Below are 21,283 nucleotides of genomic sequence, written 5' to 3' on the forward strand. Positions count from 1 at the left end.
CCGGACCCGTTTTCCCTGCACACCCCGGGTATCGGAATTCACGTATCCCCGGCGCCGAATGTCCTGTCCCGACACGCCCCCGCAACTGGCCGCTTCGGCGGGAGAGTTGGGGTGCTTCGTGTTTCGACGCTTGTCATGCCAAACGGGCCAGGTCCGCTGCCGTTACACGGCCCAGCAGGGGCCGGCCGTGGACCACGCGCTCGACCTCGGCCACCGCGTAGGCACCCAGCCGGCGGACCTCGCTGCCCTGAGCGCCCGCAAGATGGGGAGTGACCAGCACATTCCGCAGGGAGAGCAAGGGGTGGCCGGCCGGGAGGGGTTCGGGGTCGGTGACGTCGAGGCAGGCGTCGAGCCGTCCGGTGGCGCACTCCCGGGTCAGCGCGTCGGTGTCGACCAGAGAACCGCGGGCGGTGTTGATGACCGTGCCGCCGTCCGGGATCAGCGACAGCCGGTGGGCGTTCAGCAGATGCCGGGTTTCCGGGAGTTGGGGTGCGTGGATGCTCACGATGCTGCTGCGGCGGCAGAGTTCGTCGAGGGGAACGAGTTCCGTGCCCAGAGCTTGTGCGTCCGCTGTGTTGAGGTACGGATCGGTGAGCAGAATGCGGAACTCCGCGTCGTGCGCCGCCAGTCGGGCGATGACGAGGCGGCCGATGCGGGAGGCACCGACGATGCCGATGGTGCGGCCGTCCGCTCCCTGTCGGTCCGGGAGACTCGGCCAGCCCGTTTCGTACCGGGCGGCCGAGGACAGGGCACGCTTCGCCGCGAGGGTGATCGTGGCGCAGGTGAAGTCCGCCACCGGGGCGGCGTTGGCGTCGGCCGCGGAGGAGACCGCGATGCCGCGTTCCCACACCTCGGGTGAGAGGTGCTGCTTGACCGAGCCGGCAGCATGGACGACGGCCCGCAGCCGGGGCGCGCGGTCGAGGGCCGTGGCGTCCAGCGGTGGTGAGCCCCAGCCGGTCAGCAGGATTTCGGTCCGGGCCAGAGCGTCCGGGGCGTAGGGCACGGGGGGATCCGGGGTGATCAGGTCGGGCTCCAGCTCGACCGTGGCCGCGAGCCGGTGACGCAGATCGGAGGGGAGGGCAGCGGCGGCGGCGTCGGCCCCCATCGAGATCACTGCCACGGGGCGACGGTCGGCCACGGAGTGCACCAGTCCTCTCCGGCAGCCCGGGAACGGTCTGCGCTTGTGCCGTGGAGGCTAGAACCGGCTCGATGGCCGGTCAATGACCGGTGGGGGGTGCGGCGTTGAGTCACCGGGGGAGCCTCAGCCGGTCCGTAGGGAGTTCCGGGGAAGGGGTGCCCTTCGTCGGGAGTCGCGGTCGCTGTGGCCCGCCGGGGCGACTCCGGTGCGGCGTCGGCCGCAAGCGCCGAACCCGCGGCGGCTGCTCGTGCGAGCATCGGGGCATGGGTTACGAGATCCGCACGGTAGGGGCCGAGGACTGGGCCGAGCTGAAGGAGCTGCGGCTCGCGGCGCTGCGCGATCCGGTGGCGCGCGTCGCGTTCGTCGACACCTTCGAGCGCCAGGCCGTGCGGTCCGACGCCTTCTGGCGGGGCCGGGCCACCCCCATCGCCGAGGGCGGGGACGCCACCAGCCTGATCGCGAGCGGTCCGGACGGCACCTGGGTCGCGATGCTCGTTCTCCTCGACGAGACGGGGCCGTCGATCACGGCGGACGGCGACGGGTCGGCAGACGGGGGCGCGCCGCCGCAGATCCATGTGGTGAGCGTGTATGTGCGCCCGGGACACCGGGGGACGGGCGTGGCCGAGCAGCTGTTCCGCGGGGCCACCGCGTGGGCGTGGGAGCACACCAAAGCCGAACGGGTACGGCTCTGGGTGCACGGCGACAATCCGCGGGCCCAGGCCTTCTACCGTCGGCTCGGGTTCGTCAGGACGGGCGCGACCATGGCCTTTCCGCCGATTCCGGAGGAGACGGAGTACGAGATGGTGCTGCTCCGGCCCTGAGGGCTAAATCCCTGAGCGGACGCTCTGATCCCCATATGGAGGCCAGTCCCCGGGCCGGGAGGCCCAGGGGGCGCACGGAAGGCCGTGGTGGGCCCGGTGGGGAGGCTGGGCGGCGGTCAGCGTGCCAGGCTGCGGTGGGGCCAGCGGGCGCGGGCCTGCTCCTCCGAGCGCAGCAGCGCCAGGGTGCGGATGCCCAGCCCCGGGCCCTCGGCGAGCAGTTCCGGGAGCTGTGAGAGCGGGGCCACGGCGGCGACGTCGTCGAGGACCAGGGTGAGTGGTGGGTCGAGCCGGCCGGCGGATGACCGTTCGGCCATGCGGCGGCCGTGCTCGACCACGCTGGAGACGAGTGCGGTCAGCAGGGGCATCGCACCCGGGTGGGTCCGTGGGTCCTCGATGGCTTCGCCCACCACGTAGAGCGTTCCCCCTTCGGCGACGAATGACTCCAGTGCCAGGGAATCGGCGCGCTTGGGATTGCAGGCGTCGCGGATGTGGATCGAGGAGAGCGCGGAGAGGGCACGGGCCGTCAGCTGCTGGGCGACGTCGCGGCGTTCGGGGTGGCCGGTGAGGGTGGCCTCCAGTTCCCCGGCGGATCCCGCGGCGGCCCGGGAGTTCGTGCGGAGGATGCGGACGGGCTCGTGCGCGGCGGCGCCGGAGGCCCAGCGGTGCACCTGGCGGAACGGTTTGCCGTCCACCGCCGCGGCGTGCAGCCAGCAGCGGAGCAGGGTCGCGGCGGCGTCCGCCATGGCCGAGTCGAGGGCGTGCGGCGGCCGGACGGGGGCGAGGAGCGCCGTTGCGCGGGCGGCCGCGACATCGCGGGATTCGCACCCCGCGGTCGGGGACCAGCGCAGCCGTGCCGGGGTGTCGAGGAGGTGGCTCGGGTCGTAGAGGTGGGTCGGGCCGAGCTTGGCGCGGGTGTCCTTGGTCCGGGACCACACCGCGGGGTCCGAGGTGGTGACGAGGACGGGGCCGTCGGCGTCGAGGACCGCCTGCACGGCGGGGTCCGGGCCGCGGCGGAGGCCGGTGAAGTGCACCCCGGTGAGCTGCTGTCGGGTGGGGGCGGCGGCTGTTGCCGTTGTCTGCGGCGGGGCAACGGCTTCGGTGGCCGGGGCCGGGAGGCCGGCCGGGGAGCGGGGAGCCGTGGCGGGCTCCGGGGGAGGCGCGGTGGTCGCGTACCCGGGGGCCGAGGACCGGCTGTGAGCGCCTGCGCCGGGGTGGCCCGCCGCGGGAGTGCCGGGGGCGGGCGCGGGGCCGTCGTGGGGCGTCGGGAGGCTTGCTGCGCGGGCTCCTGGGACGGCGTCGGCTGCTCCGGTGCCGTCGGTGGGGCGATCGGTTCCGTGGTGGCCGTCGGTGGCCAGGGGGACGGTGGGGCGCTGGGGTCCGTCGTCGGTGCCGGGGACCGGAGTGCCGCATGCTCCGGTGCCGAGTGGCCCCGTTCCGGGCGTTCCCGTCTCGCGTGGTCCCGTGTCGGGGGCGAATGTGTGCTGGGCGTCGGGCGGGAAGGCGTGCCCGGGGGCGGCGCGGGCCGGTCCGGGGTGGGCGGCCGGTGTGCCGGGTGCGGTGGAGCCGGTGGGGGCGGTGGTTCCGGGACCGGGGACGGCCGGCCGGGCGCCCGGGTACGGGGCTGCCGGGCCCGGGTGGACCGGTGGTGCCCAGGAGGCGGTCGCTTCGCCCGGCCGCTGCTCGGTCGGCCCCTGGCCGCCGGTCTTCGGCCCGTACGGTCCGGTGGCGCCCTGCGCGGACGTCGGGGCGGGGGCCGGGGAGCCGTGTCCCCGGGCGGCCTTCATGGTGTCCCGGTCGTGGCGGGCGGCGGCGCGTACCGCCTTCCAGCGGGTCAGCACGCCGATGACGAAGACCGACAGCACGAACAGCACCATCAGTTCGCTGATGAGGATGCCCCAGAACAGCCCGTACCCCGAGAGCCGGCCTGGCCGGGTGCCCGGCCAGGCCGCCGCCAGGTCGTGCGGTTCGGCCACCAGGTGGCGCATCGCCAACGGGGTGCGGGTGAAGGTGACTCCGTCCGGCCACGCTCCGTGGGTGAACAGCGCGGCCAGTCCGGTGGCCGTCCACACCAGCAGGGTCAGGCCCAGCAGGAAGCCGAGGGTCCCCACGAGCAGACTGTCGGGGATGCCGCGCTGGGGCCGCCCGTCCTGACTTCCTCCCGTGGCGGACGCCGTCACGTCAGGCCACCGTCGACTCGTCCGCGAGCCGATCCTCCATGGCCTTGGCCGCGCGCTCCTCCGCCTCCGTTTCGGCGGCCTGCTCCACGGCCAGGGCCTCCTGGCTCATCGAGGACTCGGTCATCGCGCGGTCGGTGTAGACCAGCGGCCGTTCCGCCTCGGTGATCAGGTGTTTCACGACCTGGACGTTGCCGTTGACGTCCCAGACCGCGATGCCCGGGGTGAGCGTCGGAATGATCTCCACGGCCCATCGCGGGAGGCCGAGCACCTGTCCGGTGGCGCGTGCCTCGTCGGCCTTCTGCGCGTAGATGGTGCGGGTCGACGCCATTTTGAGGATGGCCGCCGCCTCCCGTGCCGCGGCTCCGTCGACCACGTCGGAGAGGTGGTGGACGACGGCGACGAACGACAGGCCGAGCCGGCGGCCGAACTTCAGCAGCCGCTGGAACAGCTGCGCCACGAAGGGCGAGTTGATGATGTGCCAGGCCTCTTCGACCAGGAAGATCCGCTTCTTACGGTCGGGGCGGATCCAGGTGTGCTCCAGCCAGACGCCCACGATCGCCATCAGGATCGGCATCGCGATGGAGTTGCGGTCGATGTGCGACAGGTCGAAGACGATGAGCGGGGCGTCGAGGTCGATGCCGACGGTCGTCGGGCCGTCGAACATGCCGCGGAGGTCGCCGTCGACCAGCCGGTCCAGCACCAGGGCGACGTCCAGGCCCCAGGCCCGTACGTCGTCCAGCTCGACGTTCATCGCCTCCGCCGACTCCGGTTCGGGGTGGCGGAGCTGCTCGACGATGTCGGTGAGGACGGGCTGCCGGTCGGTGATGGTCTCGTTGACGTAGGCGTGGGCGACCTTCAGCGCGAAGCCGGAGCGTTCGTCGAGGCCGTGGCCCAGGGCGACTTCGATGATCGTCCGGAGCAGGGCGAGCTGGCCGGTGGTGGTGATCGACGGGTCGAGGGGGTTGAGGCGGATCCCGCCGTCCAGGGCGGCCACCGGGTCGAGCCGGATGGGGGTGATGCCCAGTTCCTCGGCGATGAGGTTCCACTCGCCGACGCCGTCCTCGCCCTGGGCGTCCAGCACCACGACCTGCCGGTCGCGGAACCGCAGCTGCCGCAGGACGTAGGTCTTCTCCAGCGCCGACTTGCCGTTGCCGGACTCGCCGAGGACCAGCCAGTGCGGGGCGGGGAGCTGCTGGCCGTAGAGCTGGAACGGGTCGTAGATGTAGCCCTTGCCCGAGTACACCTCGCGCCCGATGATCACTCCGGAGTCGCCGAGGCCGGGGGCGGCGGTGGGCAGATAGACGGCCTGTGCCTGGCCCGTGGAGGTACGGACCGGCAGCCGGGTCGTCTCCACCTTCCCGAAGAGGAAGCTGGTGAACGCCTCGGTGACGGCGGTCAGCGGATCGAGCACGGCGGGGCCCCTATCGTCGGATACCGGTCGCGAAGGGCAGCGTGTTCACAAAGGCCCGGTGGTGTTCGCGGTCGCACCACTCCAGCTTGAGATAGGACTTGCCCGCCGAGGCGCGGATGGTCCGCTTGTCGCGGGCCAGGGCCTCGGGGTTGCGGGAGGAGACGGTGAGGTAGCCGACGAGGTTGACGCCGGCCGCGCCGCTCGCCAGGTCCTCGCCGCGCTGGTCGAGGCGGCCGTGGGCGGCGATGTCGCGGGGGTCGACGGTGCGGTTCATCTTGGCGGCGCGGGAGGCGTCGGCCTCGTCGTTGGTCTTCTCGGTCAGCATCCGTTCGATGGCGACCTCGGTCGGCTCCAGGTCCATGCAGACCGCGACGGTACGGATGACATCGGGGGTGTGGACGAGCAGCGGGGCCAGGAAGTTGACCCCGACCGGGGTCATCGGCCACTCCTTCACCCAGGCCGTGGCGTGGCACCAGGGGGCGCGGGTGCCGGACTCCCGGGTCTTGGCCTGGAGGTAGGTGGCCTCCCGGGCGTCGAGCTCGGCCGGCCAGGCGTTGCGCTTGGTCATCGCCTGGATGTGGTCGATCGGGTGGTCCGGGTCGTACATGGAGTGCACCAGGGAGGCGAGCCGGCCCTGTCCGAGGGGCTGGCGGACCCGGATGTCGGCCTCGGTGAGCCGGGCGCAGATGTCGGTCAGCTCGCGGGCCATGACGACGGCCAGACCGGCGTCCTTGTCGAGCCGGCCGCGGCCGCGGTGGGTGGCGCGGGCCATGGCGTGGGCCTCGGCGGCCAGTTCGCGGGTGTAGTGCATGCAGGCGACCAGGTAGGCGCGGTGCTGCTCGGAGGAGGTGGACACCATCGACTGGAGCTGGTCGTAGGAGTCCTGGAGCCAGCCCGGGGACCGGGTGTCCCCGCGGCGCTCCACGTCCTTGGCGTGCGCGTCCGGGTCGGCCGGGAGGGTACGGGCCAGCATCTGCAGCCGGGTGACGAACCCGTCGCCGTTGGCCACGTGCTTGAGCAGCGTCCCGAACCGGTCGACCAGGGCCTCCTGGTCCTCGCTGTCGCGCAGCCCGACGCCGGGGCCCTCGATCTCGATGGCGGCGGTGACGGTGCGCCGGTCGGCGTGGAGCAGCACCGCGATCTCGTCGGGGCCGAAGGGGGCGGAGAGCCAGTTGATCCGGCCGATGCCCGGCGGCGGGCCGATCTCGACCTCCCGGCCGTCGAGCCGGGTGCCGGCCTCGGTCGCGGTGGAGCGGTAGGTGGCGCCCTTGCGCAGGGAGCGCTTGTAGGAGCGGTTGATCTCGAACCACTTGTAGAACGTGCGGTGCTTGTACGGCACGTACACGGCGGCGAGGGCAATGGCCGGGAACCCGGCGAGGGTGGCGATGCGCAGCGGCAGGACGGGGACGAGCAGCCCGCACATCATGCCGAGGAACGCGCCCGCGATGATCAGGGCGATCTCGCCGGTCTCCCGGTTCTTGCCGACGATCGCGTTGGGCCGGGCGCGGCCGATGAGATACGTACGGCGGGGCGCGATCGGGTGGGACTGGGTCGTCAACGCCGCTCACCTCCAGAGGATGTGCTGTTGTTGCCGGCCCCGGCACCGGTGCCACGGTCGTGCGTACGGGGTGCGGGGGCGGAGGAGGCGGGGGCGTTGCCGCCGCCGGAGGTGCGGACGGGGGCGGAGCCGCCGCGGGAGCTGTGGGCCGCGACGCCGCCGGAGACGCCGCCGGCCGCGGCGGGCGCGGTGGACGGCCGGTCGTTGCCGCCGCCACCGCGGCTGCTGTGCGTCTTGATGCCCTGCTTCACCAGGGCGGCCGGGGAGGAGATGACCGCCGCCGCCTGGCTGCCGTCGGTGGCGGCCTTGCGGTTGCTGCGGGCGCCGGCGATCTCGTCGCCGAAGCCGGGCACGAAGCGGTAGATCATGGCGCTGGCGAAGATGGCGAGCAGGATGATCGCGAGGCCGGAGACGACCGCGGAGAAGGCGTCGGGGCCGTCGTCGGAGGCGGAGAGCGCCCCGGCGAGGCCGAGCACGATGATGATCACCGGTTTGACGAGGATCACCGCGATCATGATCCCGGCCCAGCGGCGGACGTGGCCCCACATGTTCTTGTCGACGAGGCCCGCGTAGACGGCCGTCCCGAGGAGCGCGCCGGCGTAGAGCAGCGCGGCCCGGATGACCAGTTCCAGCCAGAGGACGCCGGCGGCCAGGATCGAGACGAGGCTGACGACGATCAGCATGATCGGACCGCCGCCGATGTCGTCGCCCTTCTTCAGGGCCTCGGCGAACGAGCCGAAGTAGGTCTGGGTCTGCGAGCCCGTGCCGGCGGCGATGACCTCGGTGACGCTGTCGGTCGCGGAGACGACCGTATAGAGGATCAGCGGGGTGAAGGCCGAGGCGAGGACGGTGAGCCAGAGGAAGCCGACGGCCTCGGTGATCGCCTCGGTGAACGGGACGCCGCGGATGGCGCGCTTGGCGACGGCGAGCAGCCAGAGGAGGAGGGTGAGGATGGTGGAGGCGGCGAAGACGACGGCGTACTGGCGGAGGAAGGCCGTGTTGGTGAAGTCGACTTCGGTGGTCTCGGTGACGGCTTTGGAGAGCTTCCGCACGATCCAGGCGGCGGCGTCGGCGCAGCCCTTGGCGAGGGAGGAGAGGGGGTCGAGGGGGCTGTCGCTCAGGGGGTCGCCGGGGCCTTGGCCGGCTTTGCTGGGGGCGCTGTCGCCTCGTTCGCAGTAGTCCTTGGCGGGGCCGACGATGAGGTCGCAGTTGTCCTTGGGGGACGGCGCCGGGTTCGGAGTAGGTGCCGCCACTGCGCGAGTTGCGAACAACACGGCAGCTGTCTGGACTGCGGCGAAGGCCGCGGAGAGGGTGAGCGTGCGACGTTGGGGCTTACCGGGCATAGGTGAAGCCTCCGTACTCCTTGACTGCCTTGGCGATCTCATCGGCGTTGGAGGCGCGGCGGTCGGTGTTCACAGGGGCCGGGCCCTCCTGCTGAGAGAAGCTTTCGATCTTCCAGTCCCCGTTCGACCAGAGCAGGTTGACGGTCATGGTGAACCAGTCATTGGCCACCGGGTTGGTGGACTTCACTCCGGCTGTACCGAAAGCGCCGGTGCACCAGACATCCACTTCGGCACGGGTGTTGTCGTACTCCTTCGTCCTGGTGCCCACAGGAGCGGTCCGGGAGACGTAGGTCATGCCCGCTTTGGGGTTGCCGTCGGCATCCAGCCCGAGCTTGTTGAGGAACGCTCTGGAGTAGGCCTTGTCGAACTTGGCGTCCAGCTCGTCGACTTTCTCGCTGACGAACAGCTGCCGGACGATGCCGGTCCGCCGGTCGGGCTTGAGGATGTCGGAGGAGACGAGCGCCACCGCATAGTTCGCCGCCGCGCTCTGTGCCCCCTGCTTCGTCTTCGGGAAGCCGGAGGCGATGCCCGCCTGCGAGCCCGTCACCGGCTTCTCGCCCGTGGGGGCCGTCGGCTGCGACTGGGCGCCGCCGCCCCCCGGGCCCTCGTCCGACTCCTTCTTGCCGCCGCCCCGGTTGGCGAAGGCGATCGCGGCGATCAGCAGGACGACCACGCCCACGACGGTGATCATGCCCTTCGACGGCCGCGCGGCGGTGCGGGAGCGGCGGCCGTCGTACCCGTCGTCGCCCGCCCCTTCCGGCAGGCGGGTCCGGGTCTGGCGGCCGGCGCCCGGGCCGTCGTCCGGGTAGCCGGTGCCGTATCCGTCGTCACCGAGACTCATGCTGGGCGTGCCCCCTCGAACTCAGCCTCCGTCGATGCCTTGCCGTATGCATAGTCGCAGCGGCCGCAGTGCGACGGTAGGCGCACGGGTTCGTGGGTGGGCACGGAGGGGTGACACGACATCAAGGGGACGCAACCTCAGCCGGTGGGCACGACGGACGGGTGGGGGAGGGACGGCTGGGGCTCCGGCCGCCTCCGCCCGTCGAGGGCGGAGGGGTGGACGACCCGTGGCCTGAGCGGATGGGGACGGGCCGCTAGACCGCCATGCCGTAGACGATGGTGAACAGCGTGCCGAGGGATCCGATGATGAAGACGCCGGTCAGCCCGGCGACGATCAGCCCCTTGCCCTGTTCGGCGCTGAAGGTGTCGCGCAGGGCCGTGGCGCCGATCCGCTGTTTGGCCGCGCCCCAGATCGCGATGCCGAGGCAGAGCAGGATCGCCACCGCCATCACGACCTCGACCATGACGCGTGCCTCGTTGCCCAGGCTCCCGAACGGTCCCCAGTCCGGGGCGATGCCGCCGATGATGGTGGTGATGTCGCCCTTGTCGGCTGCCAGGAACATTGTGAAACTCACCGCCCCTAATTGGGTAGTTGTACGCCGCCCCTGCCGCGCGGCACGGGTCGGCCTCTATCTTCGCCGAAGATGCCGCTCTCGCATGTCGACTTGGCGGCCAATTTTGGCGGATCTCGTGCGTGTTGCCGGTCACAGGTCCGGGACGGGCGTCGGCGCGGCTGTTGCGGAACGCGCTGTCACTGTGTGTATCACGGGGTGTGACGCCGGGCAACGCCGGTTGACGGTGGGGGAAGTGGAGGGAAGCGGAGCAGGGGGCGGAGAGGGAGCCGAACGCCGGGCGGTGGCGCGGGGTCGGCGGGGCACACCGGGGCGGACGGTCTCCTCCGGCCTCTCGGCGGAGGCGCCGCGTCGGGTCGGGCTGCGCCTCCCGTGCCCCGCACCGCCCTTCCGTGCCCCGTGCCGCCCCTCCGCGCGCCGCCCTGCCTCTGCCCGAGGGCGGCCTGCTTCGTTCCGGGGCCCGGCCCCGGAGCCCGCAGGGCACCCGACGGGCGGTGCGAGGGCCGAACGGGCCTCGGCAGCACCGGGATTCGATCACAAGTCACCCATGAGCGGCCGGGCCTGACGCCGGTTGTGACACAGTCTGGTGCCGTGGAAGCTCTGCGCTCTCAGGACCCCTCTCGGATAGGCCCGCACACCCTCCTCGCCCGGCTGGGGGCAGACGGCATGGGGCAGGTGTTTCTGGCCAGGTCGCCCGGCGGGCGGCAGGTGGCCATCAAGGTCATCCGGGACGACTTCGCCGACTCCCCCGAGGCGTTGCTCCGGTTCCGGCGGGAGGTGGAGACGCTGCGGGCCGTGCGGAGCGCGTACACCGCGAACCTCGTCGACGCCTCGCTGGACTCCGCCCCGTACTGGCTGGCGACCGAGTACGTGCCCGGGCCGACGCTGGTTCAGGCGGTCGGCAGCCGCGGGGCCTTCCCGGCCGGTACCTGCTTCCGGCTCTTCGCGGCGCTCGCCGAGGCGCTGGCGGAGGTGCACACGTACGGGGTGACGCACCGGGATCTGAAGCCGCACAACATCATCCTGTCGCCCGTCGGCCCGCAGTTGATCGACTTCGGTATCGCGCGCGGCGCCGAGCAGACCGCGCTCACCCAGGTCGGACAGGCTCCGGGTACGCCCGGCTACACCGCTCCCGAGGTGATCACGCACAACCGCGTGAGCGGCGCGGCCGATGTGTTCGCGCTGGGGGCCACGATGGCCGCGGCCGCGACCGGGCGGCGGCCGTACGGCGAGGGGTCGATGGAGTCGGTCACCTACCGGGTGGTGCACGGCGAGATCGATCTCGACGGGGTGGAGCCGGGGCTGGCGGAGCTCATCAGGGCGTGCGTGGCCCGCGATCCGTCCGACCGCCCGGAGCCGTCCGGGATCATCGAGCGGTGCGCGGTGACGTCGTCGCTCGCCGACGACCCCTGGTACCAGCCGGTCACGGCACCGCCGGACGGCGCCGCGGCCGCGCCGCACGATCTGGAGACGGCGATGGCCGCCGGGCTGGTGCCGCCGGGGCACGGGTACGTGCCGACGCTGGCGCCCATGGCGCAGGCCGCACCGTCCCGCCCGCCGTCCGCGCGTTCCCGGCGCACCCGGTGGCTGGTCGCCGTCGGGGTGCTGGCCGCGCTCGGACTGACGGCCGGGGCGGTGATCCGGCTGCTCCCGGACGGTTCGGGCGGTGACGGGGAGCGGGGCGGCCGGGCCGGCGCGGCCCCGGCGGACGGGAAGGCGAAGGATCCGGCCGCACCGTCCGGCAGCGCGTCACCGGGCGAGGAAGGCGGGACCGGGACGGCGAAGGCCCCGGCCTACATCGAGACGATCGAGCCGTCCCGCGACTACTGGACACCGGCGGCGGACGGTCCGGTGCCCGGGGCCGGCACGTGCAATCTGCCGGCGAAGGAACGGAACGAGCACTTTCAGACGTCGATCGCGGACGTGGACGACCCGGAGGCCGAGACCGTCTCCGGCAAGGGAAAGATCTCGTTCCGTCTCAAGTTCGCCGATCCGTCCCTGGGGAAGCCGTACTACGTGTCCGTGGCGGTCAAGCCTCCGCACGAGATCGACAAGGACACGGGCAGGCCATTCGAGGGGCTGGTCCAGCAGAATCTCGATCTGGGGTACACCAGCAAGCCGGTCGACGTGTTCGCCGGGGACGCCTCGGAGTTCGTGGATCTGACCTATCCGGACGACTTCCGGCAGTTCGTCCGCGGCAAGCCCTACAGCGACGCCATTCCCCTGGCGAACGACCCGGGGGACTGGACGGTGACCTTCCAGCATGTCCAGGAGCCGAAGAAGTACGCGAGCATCGCCTGCAGCGGGTTCACGGTGCGGTAGGCGCCGGGCGTCCGCCGGCTCCGCCACGGCGCAACGGGTGATCCGCCACCGGAGGCGGCGTCCGCCGCGGGCGGTGGGCGGCCCCGAAGCACGGCGCTGTGCGAGCCTTTTCGGACACGTGTGGCAGTCGTCGAGGGTGGCCGGGGAGCGCCGTGGGTGCTGCCGTGCGCCGGTCCGGGCCGTCGGGCGGTGCGGGGAACGCGGGTTCGGGTTCCGGACGTTCCGGAGGCCGACAATGATGCAGTGAACTCGCGCCGGATGGGGGAGGGTTGAGGGGTGCGGAAAATCTGGGTCGTGAGCGGACTGGGGATCGGGCTGTGCCTCTCCTTCCTCGGGCTCCTGGTGGTCGGTACGTACACGGCGGCGGCGAACCTCGCCGGCGGTGGCGGCAGCGCGGGCGGTCTGGCGAAGGGCGCGGTCCCGGCCGCGTACCAGGGGCTGGTGCAGAAGTGGGGGAACCTCTGCCCCGCCCTCTCCCCGGCGCTGCTCGCCGCGCAGCTGTACCAGGAGAGCGGCTGGAATCCGGAGGCGCGCAGCCATGCTGCGGCGCAGGGCATCGCGCAGTTCATCCCCGGAACGTGGGCCACGCACGGCATCGACGGCGACCGGGACGGCGACCGTGACGTCTGGGACCCCAAGGACGCCATTCCGTCGGCGGCCTCCTACGACTGCGAGCTGGCGCGGTACGTCAAGAACGTGCCGGGGGACCGGACCGCCAACATGCTGGCCTCCTACAACGCCGGGGCGTACCGGGTGATCAAGGCGGGCGGGGTGCCGCAGATCCGGGAGACCCAGAACTACGTCAAGATCATCACGACCCTCTCCAAGAGCTTCGAGGCGCCGGTCTCCCGGGTCCCCGCGTCGCGGCAGGCCGCCGGAGCGATCTACTACGCGCAGAAGAAGCTGGGCACGCCCTATCTGTGGGGCGGCACCGGCACGGCGGGGCAGGGCGGGCGGTTCGACTGCTCGGGGCTCACCCAGGCGGCGTACAAGTCGGTCGGCATCGAGCTGCCGCGGGTGGCGAACGACCAGTACAACGCCGGTTCGCACCCGCGCCGGAACGAGCTGCTCCCGGGGGACCTGGTGTTCTTCTCGGACGACCTCTCCGACTCGCGCGCCATCCGGCACGTGGGGCTCTACGTCGGCGGCGGCTACATGATCAACGCGCCGTACACCGGGTCCGTCATCCGTTTCGACAAGATCGATACCCCGGACTATTTCGGGGCGACCCGGGTCACGGAGGATGGCGCAAAGGCGCTCCCCTCGGCCGACTCTGCGTAAGGCTGTGCCCCTGCGTCGCGTCCGGCCGGTGGGCGGCCCGGTGTGCCCTTCGGCTGTACTCCGGGTGAAGCCCATCCCCTGAGCTGCGATGATGGATCACCCTTGGGTAACGTCCTCGTGATCATTCAGTGGAGAGAGGAACGCCTGCACGGGGATCTGACGTTCCCTTCTCCGGGGACGCAGCTTTCAGGAGACCGCGGGTTCTCAGCAGTTCACATCGAGCACAGACAAGGGGCGCGCCTGATGGCCGGAGTCGAATCGACCGGGTCGAACCCCGATGTATCCCTCCTCTACGACATCAACGGGCTGGCCGCCGACGCCCCGCACTGGTTCGACCGGGTCATGGAGTGGACCGGCGAGTACGGGATCCTGGCGGCGATGGCGCTGCTGATGGTCTGGTGCTGGTGGGGCGTCAGGCGGCGGGAGGACGCGCCGTCCGGCGTGGCCGGGCTGGTCTGGGCGCCGCTCGCCGCCGGTATCGCGGTGCTCCTCAACGTGCCGATCCGGGGTTTCGTGGAGCGCCCGCGGCCTTTCGTGGACCACCGCGGCCTGGAGGTGCTGGTCGACGGCAAGACCGACTTCTCGTTCGTCAGCGATCACTCCACGATGGCGATGGCGCTCGGTGTGGGCATCTTCGTCGCCGACCGCCGGTTCGGACTGGCGGGCATCGCTCTCGCGTTCCTCGAGGGCTTCTGCCGGGTCTACATGGGCGTGCACTACCCGTCGGACGTCATCGGCGGGTTCGCGCTCGGCACCGCGGTCGTGCTGCTGCTGGCGCCGGCGGCGATGGCCCTGCTGACGCCGCTGACCCGGGCGGTCGCGGACACCCCGCGGGCCGGATGGCTCGTGCGGGCGCCGGGGCCGGCGTCCCCGTCGGCGGGCTCCCGGGCGTCCGGCCCGGCGGATCCGGGACGGGCCGGGGAACCGGGGCACGGGGACGGCACCGCGTCCGCGCCTCACGCGCCGGGAGGCGGCGACAAGGACCTCGCGGCCTGACGCCGACGCCCCCTCCGCCGTGGCGGCGGCGGGGAGCGTACGGAACAGCACCTGCTACCACGGCATGAGGTCCCGCCCCCCGGACACCGGGAGGCGGGACCTCATGCCGTTGCCTGCGGCCGGGCCCCGGAGAGCCGTGGCCCCGAGGGTCAGAGCGCCTGCGGGAAGTCGAAGAGGCGCTCCGGGTCGTACTTCTTCTTCAGCCGCGTCAGCCGGTCCGCGGCCGTGCCGTAGTAGGCCCGGCGCCAGTCCCCGAGCCTGGCGTCGGTGTAGTTCTGGTACGCCGCGCCCGAGGAGTGCCGCCGCATCGCCCCGTGCAGGTCGTCCAGCCAGGCGGTCTGGGTGGAGCCGCTGCTGTTCGCCGGGTACGAGGTCAGGTACTGCGCGAGGACCCGGGAGTCGCGGTGCACGAACGACGTGGCGCCCGTCGGCACGCGGTTGATCGCCCCGCCGAGGGCGGTGAGCTGGATGCTGCCGGCGCCGCGGCCGCCGGACCGGCTGAAGCGTTCGGTCCGGTCGGTCAGGACCCGGATGCCCGCGGCGCTGAGCGAGCGGTCGTAGAAGTCCGAGCGGGCGGTGTAGGTCTCGCGGGCGAGCTTGCCGCCGGCGCGGCGGCCCGGGGTGGCGCCCGGCAGATGGCACTGCTCGTTGCTGTAGTCCGCGCAGCCCGCGTACATGTTCATCGCGTCCCGGTACGCCCGGCGGCGCACGGACGTGGTGGTGGTCGGGGCACCCACCCGGTCGATGAGCCGGTCGACGGCGTTCTTGAGCCCGCTGTACGAGCCGATGGAGAACGCCGAGACGGTGACGCGCGGCGTGCCGCCCGCGGCGGCGCTGAGGTGGGCCGCGGACCAGATCTCGTCCGCCTGGCCCGGGCCCCACTCCTGCCAGGCGCGGATGACCTTGGCCGCCTTGGACCACGGCCAGCTGAGGTAGGCGCTGGCGGCGTCCGGGGTCTTATGGGTGCGGAAGCGGAGCTCGGTGACGACGCCGAAGTTGCCGTTGCCCGCGCCGCGCAGGGCCCAGAAGAGGTCGGAGTGCTCGTCCTTGTCGCACTGGAGGGTGCGGCCGTCGGCGGTGACGAGGGTGGCGCCGACGAGGCTGTCGCAGGTGAGGCCGTAGGCGCGGGAGACGACGCCGTGGCCGCCGCCGAGGGTGAGCCCGGTGATGCCGACGGTGGGGCACGAGCCGCCGGGCACGGTGCGGCCGTGCGCGCCGAGGCGGTTGTAGACGTCGATGAGCTTGGCGCCGGCGCCGATGGTGGCGGTGCTGCCGGAGGTGACCCGGTTGAGCTTCGAGACGTCGATGACGAGCCGGCCGTTGCCGCTGGAGTAGCCGGCGTAGGAGTGGCCGCCGTTGCGTATGGAGACCGGCACCTTGTGGCGGCGGGCGAAGGCCAGGCACTCGGCCACGTCGGCGTTGTTCGCTATGTAGGCGACCGCGGCCGGACGGAGGGTGTCGAAGCGGGTGTTGTAGAGCTGGCGGGCGGTCGACCAGTGGGCCTCGCCCGGGCGTATCAGGCCGCCGCCGAGGCCCCGGTCGAGGGCGGCCCAGTCGGCGTCGGCCGGTCCGCGGCGCCCCGCCGCCCCCAGTCCGACGCCGGCCAGGGACCGGCCCACCGCCGCCCGTGTGGTACTCACGGCCGCCTGGCCGGTCTCCGCGGTCACGAGCCAGGCGGCGGTTGCCGCGGCTCCGGTGCCTGCTGCCAGCAGCGTGCGCCTGTCCATCCCGAATCGAACCTTCCCGTAGGGCGTTGATGCCCTGCCAGACGGTGTTCCGGGGGCCGGGGTTCCGTTCGCCGGCCGAGCGATCTGCGTCACAGGGCGGACCGGCCCGCCGGTGTTTCCGCAGGTGATCACGGGGTTTCAAAGTAGTTCGAAATTCAGGCAGTTACGGAAAGTCCCACCCTGCCCGGACTGATCAGTAACATCCGTTCGACCAGTCTTCGGGCCTTCGCCCACCCCACCCCCGAGGGGAACTCCAGAATTGAACAGGGTTTCGCGCCCCGCGGTGTTGTCCGCGATATGCGTCTCCGCGCTGCTGGCCACGGGCTGCAGCAGTGCTCCGCCGCAGTCCGGCGGAACCGGCTCGGCGGCCGGTGGCTCCGGCCGGTCCGCCGTCCAGGCCGAGGCGTCCACCGACCCCTCGCCCACCCTGCCCGTCTCCCCCGCCGGCCCCGGCGACGACGGCTCGGCCAAGGTCACCCGGACCACCGGCACCACCCGTAACGTCACCGGCAGCGGCGTCCAGCTCTCCTCGTACGACGCCGGCAAGCGCCGCGCCGTGCTGAGCGGATCCCGGGGCCGCGCCCCGAAGGTGCGCACCGGTGACGTGATCGCGAGCCCGGCCACCCGCGAACTGCCCAAGGGTGCCCTGGTCAAGGTCACCGAGGTGCGCTCCACCGACGGCGAGCGGACCGAGGTGGCCACCGCCCCGGCCAACCTCACCGAGCTGTTCGGCAACGCACAGGCCCAGGGCGCCGTCCCCGTCGACCCGGCCGCCTGGAAGGTCGAGCCGCTCGTCAAGGGCCTGGACGTCAAGCGCCGCCCGGGTGTGGCGGCCGGCGGCGGTACGGGCGGCAGTGGTACGGACGGCAGTGCCGCGCCGTCGGCCCCGGCGAGCCCCGCCGGCACGCCGAGCGGCAACGGCCCCTCCGCCGCCCCCGGTCCGGAGGCCGCGCGCGGCAGCGCCACGCCGCAGCCCGGCGGCACCGCGAAGGCACCGGCCGGCAAGGAGTACCGCCACCGGTTCGGCACCCTGCGCCTGGGCATGGACACCCCACTGCCGCTCCCGGAGGTGCCCGGCGCCCCGAAGCCCGAGGTCGAGCTGGGCGGCTTCGTCGAGCTGAGCCCCGAAGTGGCCTTCTCCTACAGCCGCAACAGCGCCACCGACATCATTCCGGCCAAGGCCTCCGTCGAGCTGAAGGGCGGCTACAAGGCGGGCTGGCGGCTGAAGGGCGAGCTGAGCGCCAAGACCGGCCCGCTCCGCGTCCCGTTCGCCAAGCTCGCCGCCAGCCCGGTCATCATGGTCGGCCCGGTGCCCGTCGTCGTGAACGTCGGCCTCACCCTGTACTACGAGGTCAACGCCTCCGGCGAGGTCAGCCTGCGGATGAGCCAGGACGTCAAGGGCGCGGTGACCATCGGGGCGCAGTACGTCAAGGGCGACGGCTGGAAGCCGGACGTCCGCGCCGACGGCACGCCGACCCCGGTCTCCGCGAAGCTCACCGGCAAGGGCGAGGTCCGCGCCGCCATCGCGGCGGAGGCCGGCATCGGCCTCTACGACTCGGTCGGCATCTCCGCCACCTTCACGCCGTACCTGCGGGGCGAGGCCGAGGGCACCGTCACGCCCCGCTCGGCCCGCGGCAGCTGGGCCCTGTACGGGGGTGTGGGGCTCGACGGCGCGCTGTTCGCCCGGCTGGCCGTCTTCGGTACGCCGCTGTTCGAGCGGCGCATCACCATCCCGATCTTCCACCGCGAGTGGCCGATCACCAAGGGCCGCTTCCCCCGGGCCTGACCGGGTTCGACCGGACCTGACCGGGCCGGAGCGCGGCGGGCGTGCGGGCCCGTCGCGCGGCTCCCGGTGGTCCACCCCGCGCCCCGGCGTCGTCCGTTCCCCGGACGGCGCCGGGGCGCGGTGCTGTTCGGGCGGTCATCGCCGACGGGCGCCGGGACGGTGGCGGGACCGGAGGGTGAATTTCAGCGACAGGCGGGACATTGAAGGGCATTCCGGGCGGCTGTGCGGCTGCCGTCGGAGGAGCGGCGCTCCGGCACGCCCTCAGAAGACGTCCGGTGCGTCCCCTCTGCCGCGAACGGATCGCCGTCGGAAGCCGGTCCCGCCGTCGGAAGCCGGTCTCAGGGAGCGGTGTGGCCCGCGGCGTCCTCGCGGGCCAGTGCCCGGGCGCGGCGCGCCGGGCCCGACCAGCCGCAGGAGCAGCGGGCGATGCTGAAGGAGCCACGCTCGACGGTGCGGGTGTCGTGCCGCTCGTCGCGCGCGGCGTCGTCGTTGCGGGCTGTCCGGTGCACCGACACACCGTACCGGCCGTGACGGGGGGCCCGTCACTGTCGTTAACCGGAACGAGCTTTGGACCGGCTCATTTCCGGCTGGGCGTCTACCCGGGGGTACGCGCGATGGTGGTGCAGCGGCACAGAGGGCGGGGCGGTGCCGTCGCCGCCGCGAGCGGCTTGCTGGTGGGTCTGGGGCTGGTGTCGACGGGCTGTTCCGGGATGGGCGCGGCCGCCGACGACCGGGGGTCCGGCCAGGCGGCCGGTGCCGCCGCGGTGCGACGGGCCGCCGATGTCCTCGCCCGGTCCGGCAGTTCCCGGGTGCGCACCTCCATGGAGACGGCCACCGGCGGCACCCGGGTCACCATCCGCGGGTACGGGGCGTTCGACTACGGCCGCCGGCTCGGGCGGCTCCGGGTCGTGCTGCCGCAGGACGCCGCGGGCGGCGCCGAGCACCGGCCGGTCACCGAACTGCTGGCACCGGGCGCGCTGTACATGAAGGACCGCGGTGCCGGGGTCCCGCCGGACAAGTGGGTGCGGGTCGACACCACCGGCCTCGCCGACGGGAATCTGGTCACCGGCGGGGCGACCGATCCGCTGTCCGCCGCCGAGCTGCTGCGCGGGGCGCGGGAGGTGACCTTCGTCGGCGAGGAGCGGGCCGGGGAGGGCGGCGTGCCGGTCCTGCACTACCGGGGCACGGCCGACATCGCGCGGGCCGCCGCGGCGGCGTCCCCGTCCGCGCGGGGAGCGCTGCGGGCCGCCGCGCGGGGCTTCTCCGAGCGGAGGGTGCCGTTCGACGTCTTCCTGGACGAGCAGGGCCGGCTGCGGAAGGTGCGGCACCGCTTCACCTTCTCCGGCGGCGGCGGAAGCGCCGGTACGGAGGTCGTCTCGACGACCGTGCTCTACGGATTCGGCTCCGGGGCGACGATCGAACTCCCGGCCGAGCGTGATATCTACGCAGGGAAGATCACGGTGCCGGAGGCGTAGCAGGTCACCCTGTCGGGGACGAGGCGGCGCCGGCGGACAGGCGCACGGGGGAAGGGGTGGGTGTCATGGGGCACCACAGGGGCAGGGGGCCGATCGGGCCCATGGAAATGGTCCGTCCGTGCCATGCGCGTGCTGTGCCGGGGTCCCTACGCTGGGCGGTGTGTGCTGCCCACGGACGGACGGCGCACGCGAAGCTCGCAAGGAGGAGGTGACGCACGTGTCCGTGGCCCGTGGTTCGACGGTGCAGGATTTCGTGGCCCTCGCCGAGATCGAGCTCTGCGGCGAGTTGATGATCGCGGCGTCCGACGCCGACGAGGAGCGGCTCAGCCCGGACCGCATCGACGAGGTGCTCCGTGGGGCGGTGGAGTGCCCCGAGGTGGCGGCGTCCGTCGGTGGAGGACGGTGCCCGGGCGCCTGATGCCGCCCGGCCGGACATCGCCGTTCCTCGGCAGCCGCCGGTGCGCATGCACCGCCGTCCTGTTGTCCGGTACACAGAGCCGTCCCTGTCCGGTACACAGAGCCGTCCTGTTCGGGTACGCACAGCCGTCCGGTCCGGACGCAGAGCCATCGACTCCGGTACGCAGAGGCATCAGGTCCGGTACGCAGCGCCGTCCGGTCCGGTACGCAGAGCCATCAGGTCCGCAGCAGCCGGGCGATCGCCGCTGTGGCTTCCGTCACCTTGGCGTCGATCTCCTCTCCGCCCTCCTCGCCCTCTCCGCGGGCGGCGCTCTCCACCGCGGCGCTGGCCACGCAGTGCCGCAGATGCTCCTCCAGCAGCTGGAGGGCGAAGGACTGGAGGGCCTTCGTGCCCGCCGACACCTGGGTGAGTATGTCGATGCAGTAGACGTCCTGCTCGACCATCCGCTGCAGCCCGCGGACCTGGCCCTCGATCCGCCGCAGCCGCTTGAGGTGCTGGTCCTTGCGCGGGCTGTAGCCGTGCGGGCCGGTGCCCCCGGCGGGCTCGGCGTCCGGGGTGTGGCAGGCGGCGGGCTCGGTGGTCGTCATGGGGTCCTCCCGTTGTCCGCTGCGATGTCCTGGGCCGTGGCGTATACCCCTGGTGGGTATATGTTACCGAATGGGGCGATAGCGCCCGGGGGCCCCTGACGGGCACCGCGAGCGATGGGCCACACTGAGGGAACGCCGGTTAGCCGTGGCCGGATGATGCGCCTAGCATCACCCTGACCGAATCCGATGCACCCCGAGGACCCCACGTGCGCTTTCGTCTGACCCCCAGGGAGACGAGCTTCTACGACATGTTCGCCGCTTCCGCGGACAACATCGTCACGGGCTCGAAGCTCCTGATGGAACTGCTCGGGGCCGACCCCGCCGCCCGGGCCGAGATCGCCGACCGGATGCGGGCGGCGGAGCACGCGGGTGATGACGCGACTCACGCGATCTTCCACCAGCTGAACTCCTCCTTCATCACGCCGTTCGACCGCGAGGACATCTACAAGCTGGCCTCGTCGCTCGACGACATCATGGACTTCATGGAGGAGGCCGTCGACCTGGTCGTGCTGTACCAGGTCGAGGAGCTGCCGAAGGGCGTCGAGCAGCAGATCGAGGTGCTGGCGCGCGCGGCGGAGCTCACCGCCGAAGCCATGCCGCACCTGCGGACGATGGAGAACCTCACCGAGTACTGGATCGAGGTCAACCGCCTCGAGAACCAGGCCGACCAGATCCACCGCAAGCTGCTCGCACAGCTCTTCAACGGCAAGTACGAGGCCATCGAGGTGCTCAAGCTCAAGCAGATCGTGGATGTGCTGGAGGAGGCGGCCGACGCCTTCGAGCACGTGGCCAACACCGTCGAGACCATCGCGGTCAAGGAGTCCTGACCCG

18 protein-coding genes are annotated in these 21,283 nt (G+C 72.5%); 8 read left to right on the top strand and 10 right to left on the bottom strand.

The features are described 5' to 3' along the window. Positions 1-133: 133 nt before the first annotated feature. Complete coding sequence (locus AC3EQ1_RS28735; protein WP_432097248.1) at positions 134-1,120, bottom strand: hydroxyacid dehydrogenase; 987 nt, start codon at positions 1,118-1,120, stop codon at positions 134-136. A 281-nt stretch (positions 1,121-1,401) separates the two neighbouring features. Here AC3EQ1_RS28735 and AC3EQ1_RS28740 point away from each other — a divergent pair, with 281 nt between their 5' ends. Next, positions 1,402-1,959, top strand: a complete 558-nt coding sequence (locus AC3EQ1_RS28740; protein WP_432097249.1) for a GNAT family N-acetyltransferase — start codon at positions 1,402-1,404, stop codon at positions 1,957-1,959. 116 nt (positions 1,960-2,075) lie between these two features. On the opposite strand, the gene AC3EQ1_RS28745 is transcribed toward AC3EQ1_RS28740, so the two are convergent. From AC3EQ1_RS28745 to AC3EQ1_RS28770, 6 genes are all read right to left on the bottom strand, one after another. Next, the gene (locus AC3EQ1_RS28745) at positions 2,076-4,136 is read right to left on the bottom strand and encodes a hypothetical protein (protein WP_432097250.1); all 2,061 of its coding nucleotides are present in this window, start codon (positions 4,134-4,136) and stop codon (positions 2,076-2,078) included. Position 4,137: 1 nt separating this feature from the next. Then, positions 4,138-5,547, bottom strand: coding sequence for an ATP-binding protein (locus AC3EQ1_RS28750; protein ID WP_432097251.1), 1,410 nt, complete (start codon positions 5,545-5,547; stop codon positions 4,138-4,140). Positions 5,548-5,557: 10 nt separating this feature from the next. Next, complete coding sequence (locus tag AC3EQ1_RS28755) at positions 5,558-7,105, bottom strand: SCO6880 family protein (protein ID WP_432097252.1); 1,548 nt, start codon at positions 7,103-7,105, stop codon at positions 5,558-5,560. Beyond that, the gene (locus AC3EQ1_RS28760) at positions 7,102-8,448 is read right to left on the bottom strand and encodes a hypothetical protein (protein WP_432097253.1); all 1,347 of its coding nucleotides are present in this window, start codon (positions 8,446-8,448) and stop codon (positions 7,102-7,104) included. Before AC3EQ1_RS28760 ends, AC3EQ1_RS28755 begins: the two co-directional genes overlap by 4 nt. After that, positions 8,438-9,289 carry a DUF8175 domain-containg protein gene (locus AC3EQ1_RS28765; protein WP_432097254.1) on the bottom strand — a complete coding sequence of 284 codons (852 nt, stop codon included), beginning with the start codon at positions 9,287-9,289 and terminating at the stop codon, positions 8,438-8,440. Before AC3EQ1_RS28765 ends, AC3EQ1_RS28760 begins: the two co-directional genes overlap by 11 nt. Positions 9,290-9,542: 253 nt before the next feature. Continuing rightward, complete coding sequence (locus tag AC3EQ1_RS28770) at positions 9,543-9,851, bottom strand: hypothetical protein (RefSeq protein WP_070019030.1); 309 nt, start codon at positions 9,849-9,851, stop codon at positions 9,543-9,545. A gap of 600 nt (positions 9,852-10,451) precedes the next feature. Here AC3EQ1_RS28770 and AC3EQ1_RS28775 point away from each other — a divergent pair. From AC3EQ1_RS28775 to AC3EQ1_RS28785, 3 genes are all read left to right on the top strand, one after another. Beyond that, positions 10,452-12,182: a serine/threonine protein kinase gene (locus AC3EQ1_RS28775; RefSeq protein WP_432097255.1), complete on the top strand. Its 1,731-nt coding sequence runs from the start codon at positions 10,452-10,454 to the stop codon at positions 12,180-12,182. A gap of 276 nt (positions 12,183-12,458) precedes the next feature. Beyond that, on the top strand, positions 12,459-13,463 hold the full coding sequence (locus tag AC3EQ1_RS28780; protein ID WP_432097256.1) for a C40 family peptidase: 1,005 nt from the start codon (positions 12,459-12,461) through the stop codon (positions 13,461-13,463). A gap of 243 nt (positions 13,464-13,706) precedes the next feature. Continuing rightward, positions 13,707-14,459 carry a phosphatase PAP2 family protein gene (locus AC3EQ1_RS28785; RefSeq protein ID WP_432097257.1) on the top strand — a complete coding sequence of 251 codons (753 nt, stop codon included), beginning with the start codon at positions 13,707-13,709 and terminating at the stop codon, positions 14,457-14,459. A gap of 149 nt (positions 14,460-14,608) precedes the next feature. Here AC3EQ1_RS28785 and AC3EQ1_RS28790 read toward each other — a convergent pair whose 3' ends face one another. After that, on the bottom strand, positions 14,609-16,186 hold the full coding sequence (locus AC3EQ1_RS28790; RefSeq protein ID WP_432097258.1) for an FAD-binding oxidoreductase: 1,578 nt from the start codon (positions 16,184-16,186) through the stop codon (positions 14,609-14,611). 259 nt (positions 16,187-16,445) lie between these two features. On the opposite strand from AC3EQ1_RS28790, the gene AC3EQ1_RS28795 reads away from it, so the two are divergent. Continuing rightward, positions 16,446-17,972, top strand: coding sequence for a hypothetical protein (locus tag AC3EQ1_RS28795; RefSeq protein ID WP_432097259.1), 1,527 nt, complete (start codon positions 16,446-16,448; stop codon positions 17,970-17,972). Positions 17,973-18,310: 338 nt separating this feature from the next. On the opposite strand, the gene AC3EQ1_RS28800 is transcribed toward AC3EQ1_RS28795, so the two are convergent. Continuing rightward, complete coding sequence (locus tag AC3EQ1_RS28800) at positions 18,311-18,481, bottom strand: hypothetical protein (RefSeq protein WP_432097260.1); 171 nt, start codon at positions 18,479-18,481, stop codon at positions 18,311-18,313. 105 nt (positions 18,482-18,586) lie between these two features. On the opposite strand from AC3EQ1_RS28800, the gene AC3EQ1_RS28805 reads away from it, so the two are divergent. Continuing rightward, complete coding sequence (locus AC3EQ1_RS28805) at positions 18,587-19,447, top strand: SCO4651 family lipoprotein (protein WP_432097261.1); 861 nt, start codon at positions 18,587-18,589, stop codon at positions 19,445-19,447. A 208-nt stretch (positions 19,448-19,655) separates the two neighbouring features. After that, positions 19,656-19,865: a hypothetical protein gene (locus AC3EQ1_RS28810; RefSeq protein WP_432097262.1), complete on the top strand. Its 210-nt coding sequence runs from the start codon at positions 19,656-19,658 to the stop codon at positions 19,863-19,865. Positions 19,866-20,080: 215 nt separating this feature from the next. Here AC3EQ1_RS28810 and AC3EQ1_RS28815 read toward each other — a convergent pair whose 3' ends face one another. Next, a complete protein-coding gene (locus AC3EQ1_RS28815; protein ID WP_351515032.1) occupies positions 20,081-20,452 on the bottom strand; it encodes a metal-sensitive transcriptional regulator in 372 nt (123 codons plus the stop codon). Between the two features lie 206 nt (positions 20,453-20,658). Between AC3EQ1_RS28815 and AC3EQ1_RS28820 the strand changes: the two genes are divergently transcribed. Further along, positions 20,659-21,279 (top strand): DUF47 domain-containing protein, encoded by a 621-nt coding sequence (locus tag AC3EQ1_RS28820; RefSeq protein ID WP_351515033.1) that lies wholly within the window; start codon positions 20,659-20,661, stop codon positions 21,277-21,279. Positions 21,280-21,283 lie beyond the last annotated feature (4 nt).

It is taken from the genome of Streptomyces sp. bgisy100 (genome assembly GCF_057709105.1).

What these genes read in the sequence shown, in the direction of transcription:
- AC3EQ1_RS28740 (WP_432097249.1), top strand. Translation starts at nt 1,402, where the DNA reads ATGGGTTACGAGATCCGCACGGTAGGGGCCGAGGACTGGGCCGAGCTG.
- AC3EQ1_RS28760 (WP_432097253.1), bottom strand. Translation starts at nt 8,448, where the DNA reads ATGCCCGGTAAGCCCCAACGTCGCACGCTCACCCTCTCCGCGGCCTTC.
- AC3EQ1_RS28765 (WP_432097254.1), bottom strand. Translation starts at nt 9,289, where the DNA reads ATGAGTCTCGGTGACGACGGATACGGCACCGGCTACCCGGACGACGGC.
- AC3EQ1_RS28770 (WP_070019030.1), bottom strand. Translation starts at nt 9,851, where the DNA reads ATGTTCCTGGCAGCCGACAAGGGCGACATCACCACCATCATCGGCGGC.
- AC3EQ1_RS28785 (WP_432097257.1), top strand. Translation starts at nt 13,707, where the DNA reads ATGGCCGGAGTCGAATCGACCGGGTCGAACCCCGATGTATCCCTCCTC.
- AC3EQ1_RS28790 (WP_432097258.1), bottom strand. Translation starts at nt 16,186, where the DNA reads ATGGACAGGCGCACGCTGCTGGCAGCAGGCACCGGAGCCGCGGCAACC.
- AC3EQ1_RS28805 (WP_432097261.1), top strand. Translation starts at nt 18,587, where the DNA reads ATGGTGGTGCAGCGGCACAGAGGGCGGGGCGGTGCCGTCGCCGCCGCG.
- AC3EQ1_RS28815 (WP_351515032.1), bottom strand. Translation starts at nt 20,452, where the DNA reads ATGACGACCACCGAGCCCGCCGCCTGCCACACCCCGGACGCCGAGCCC.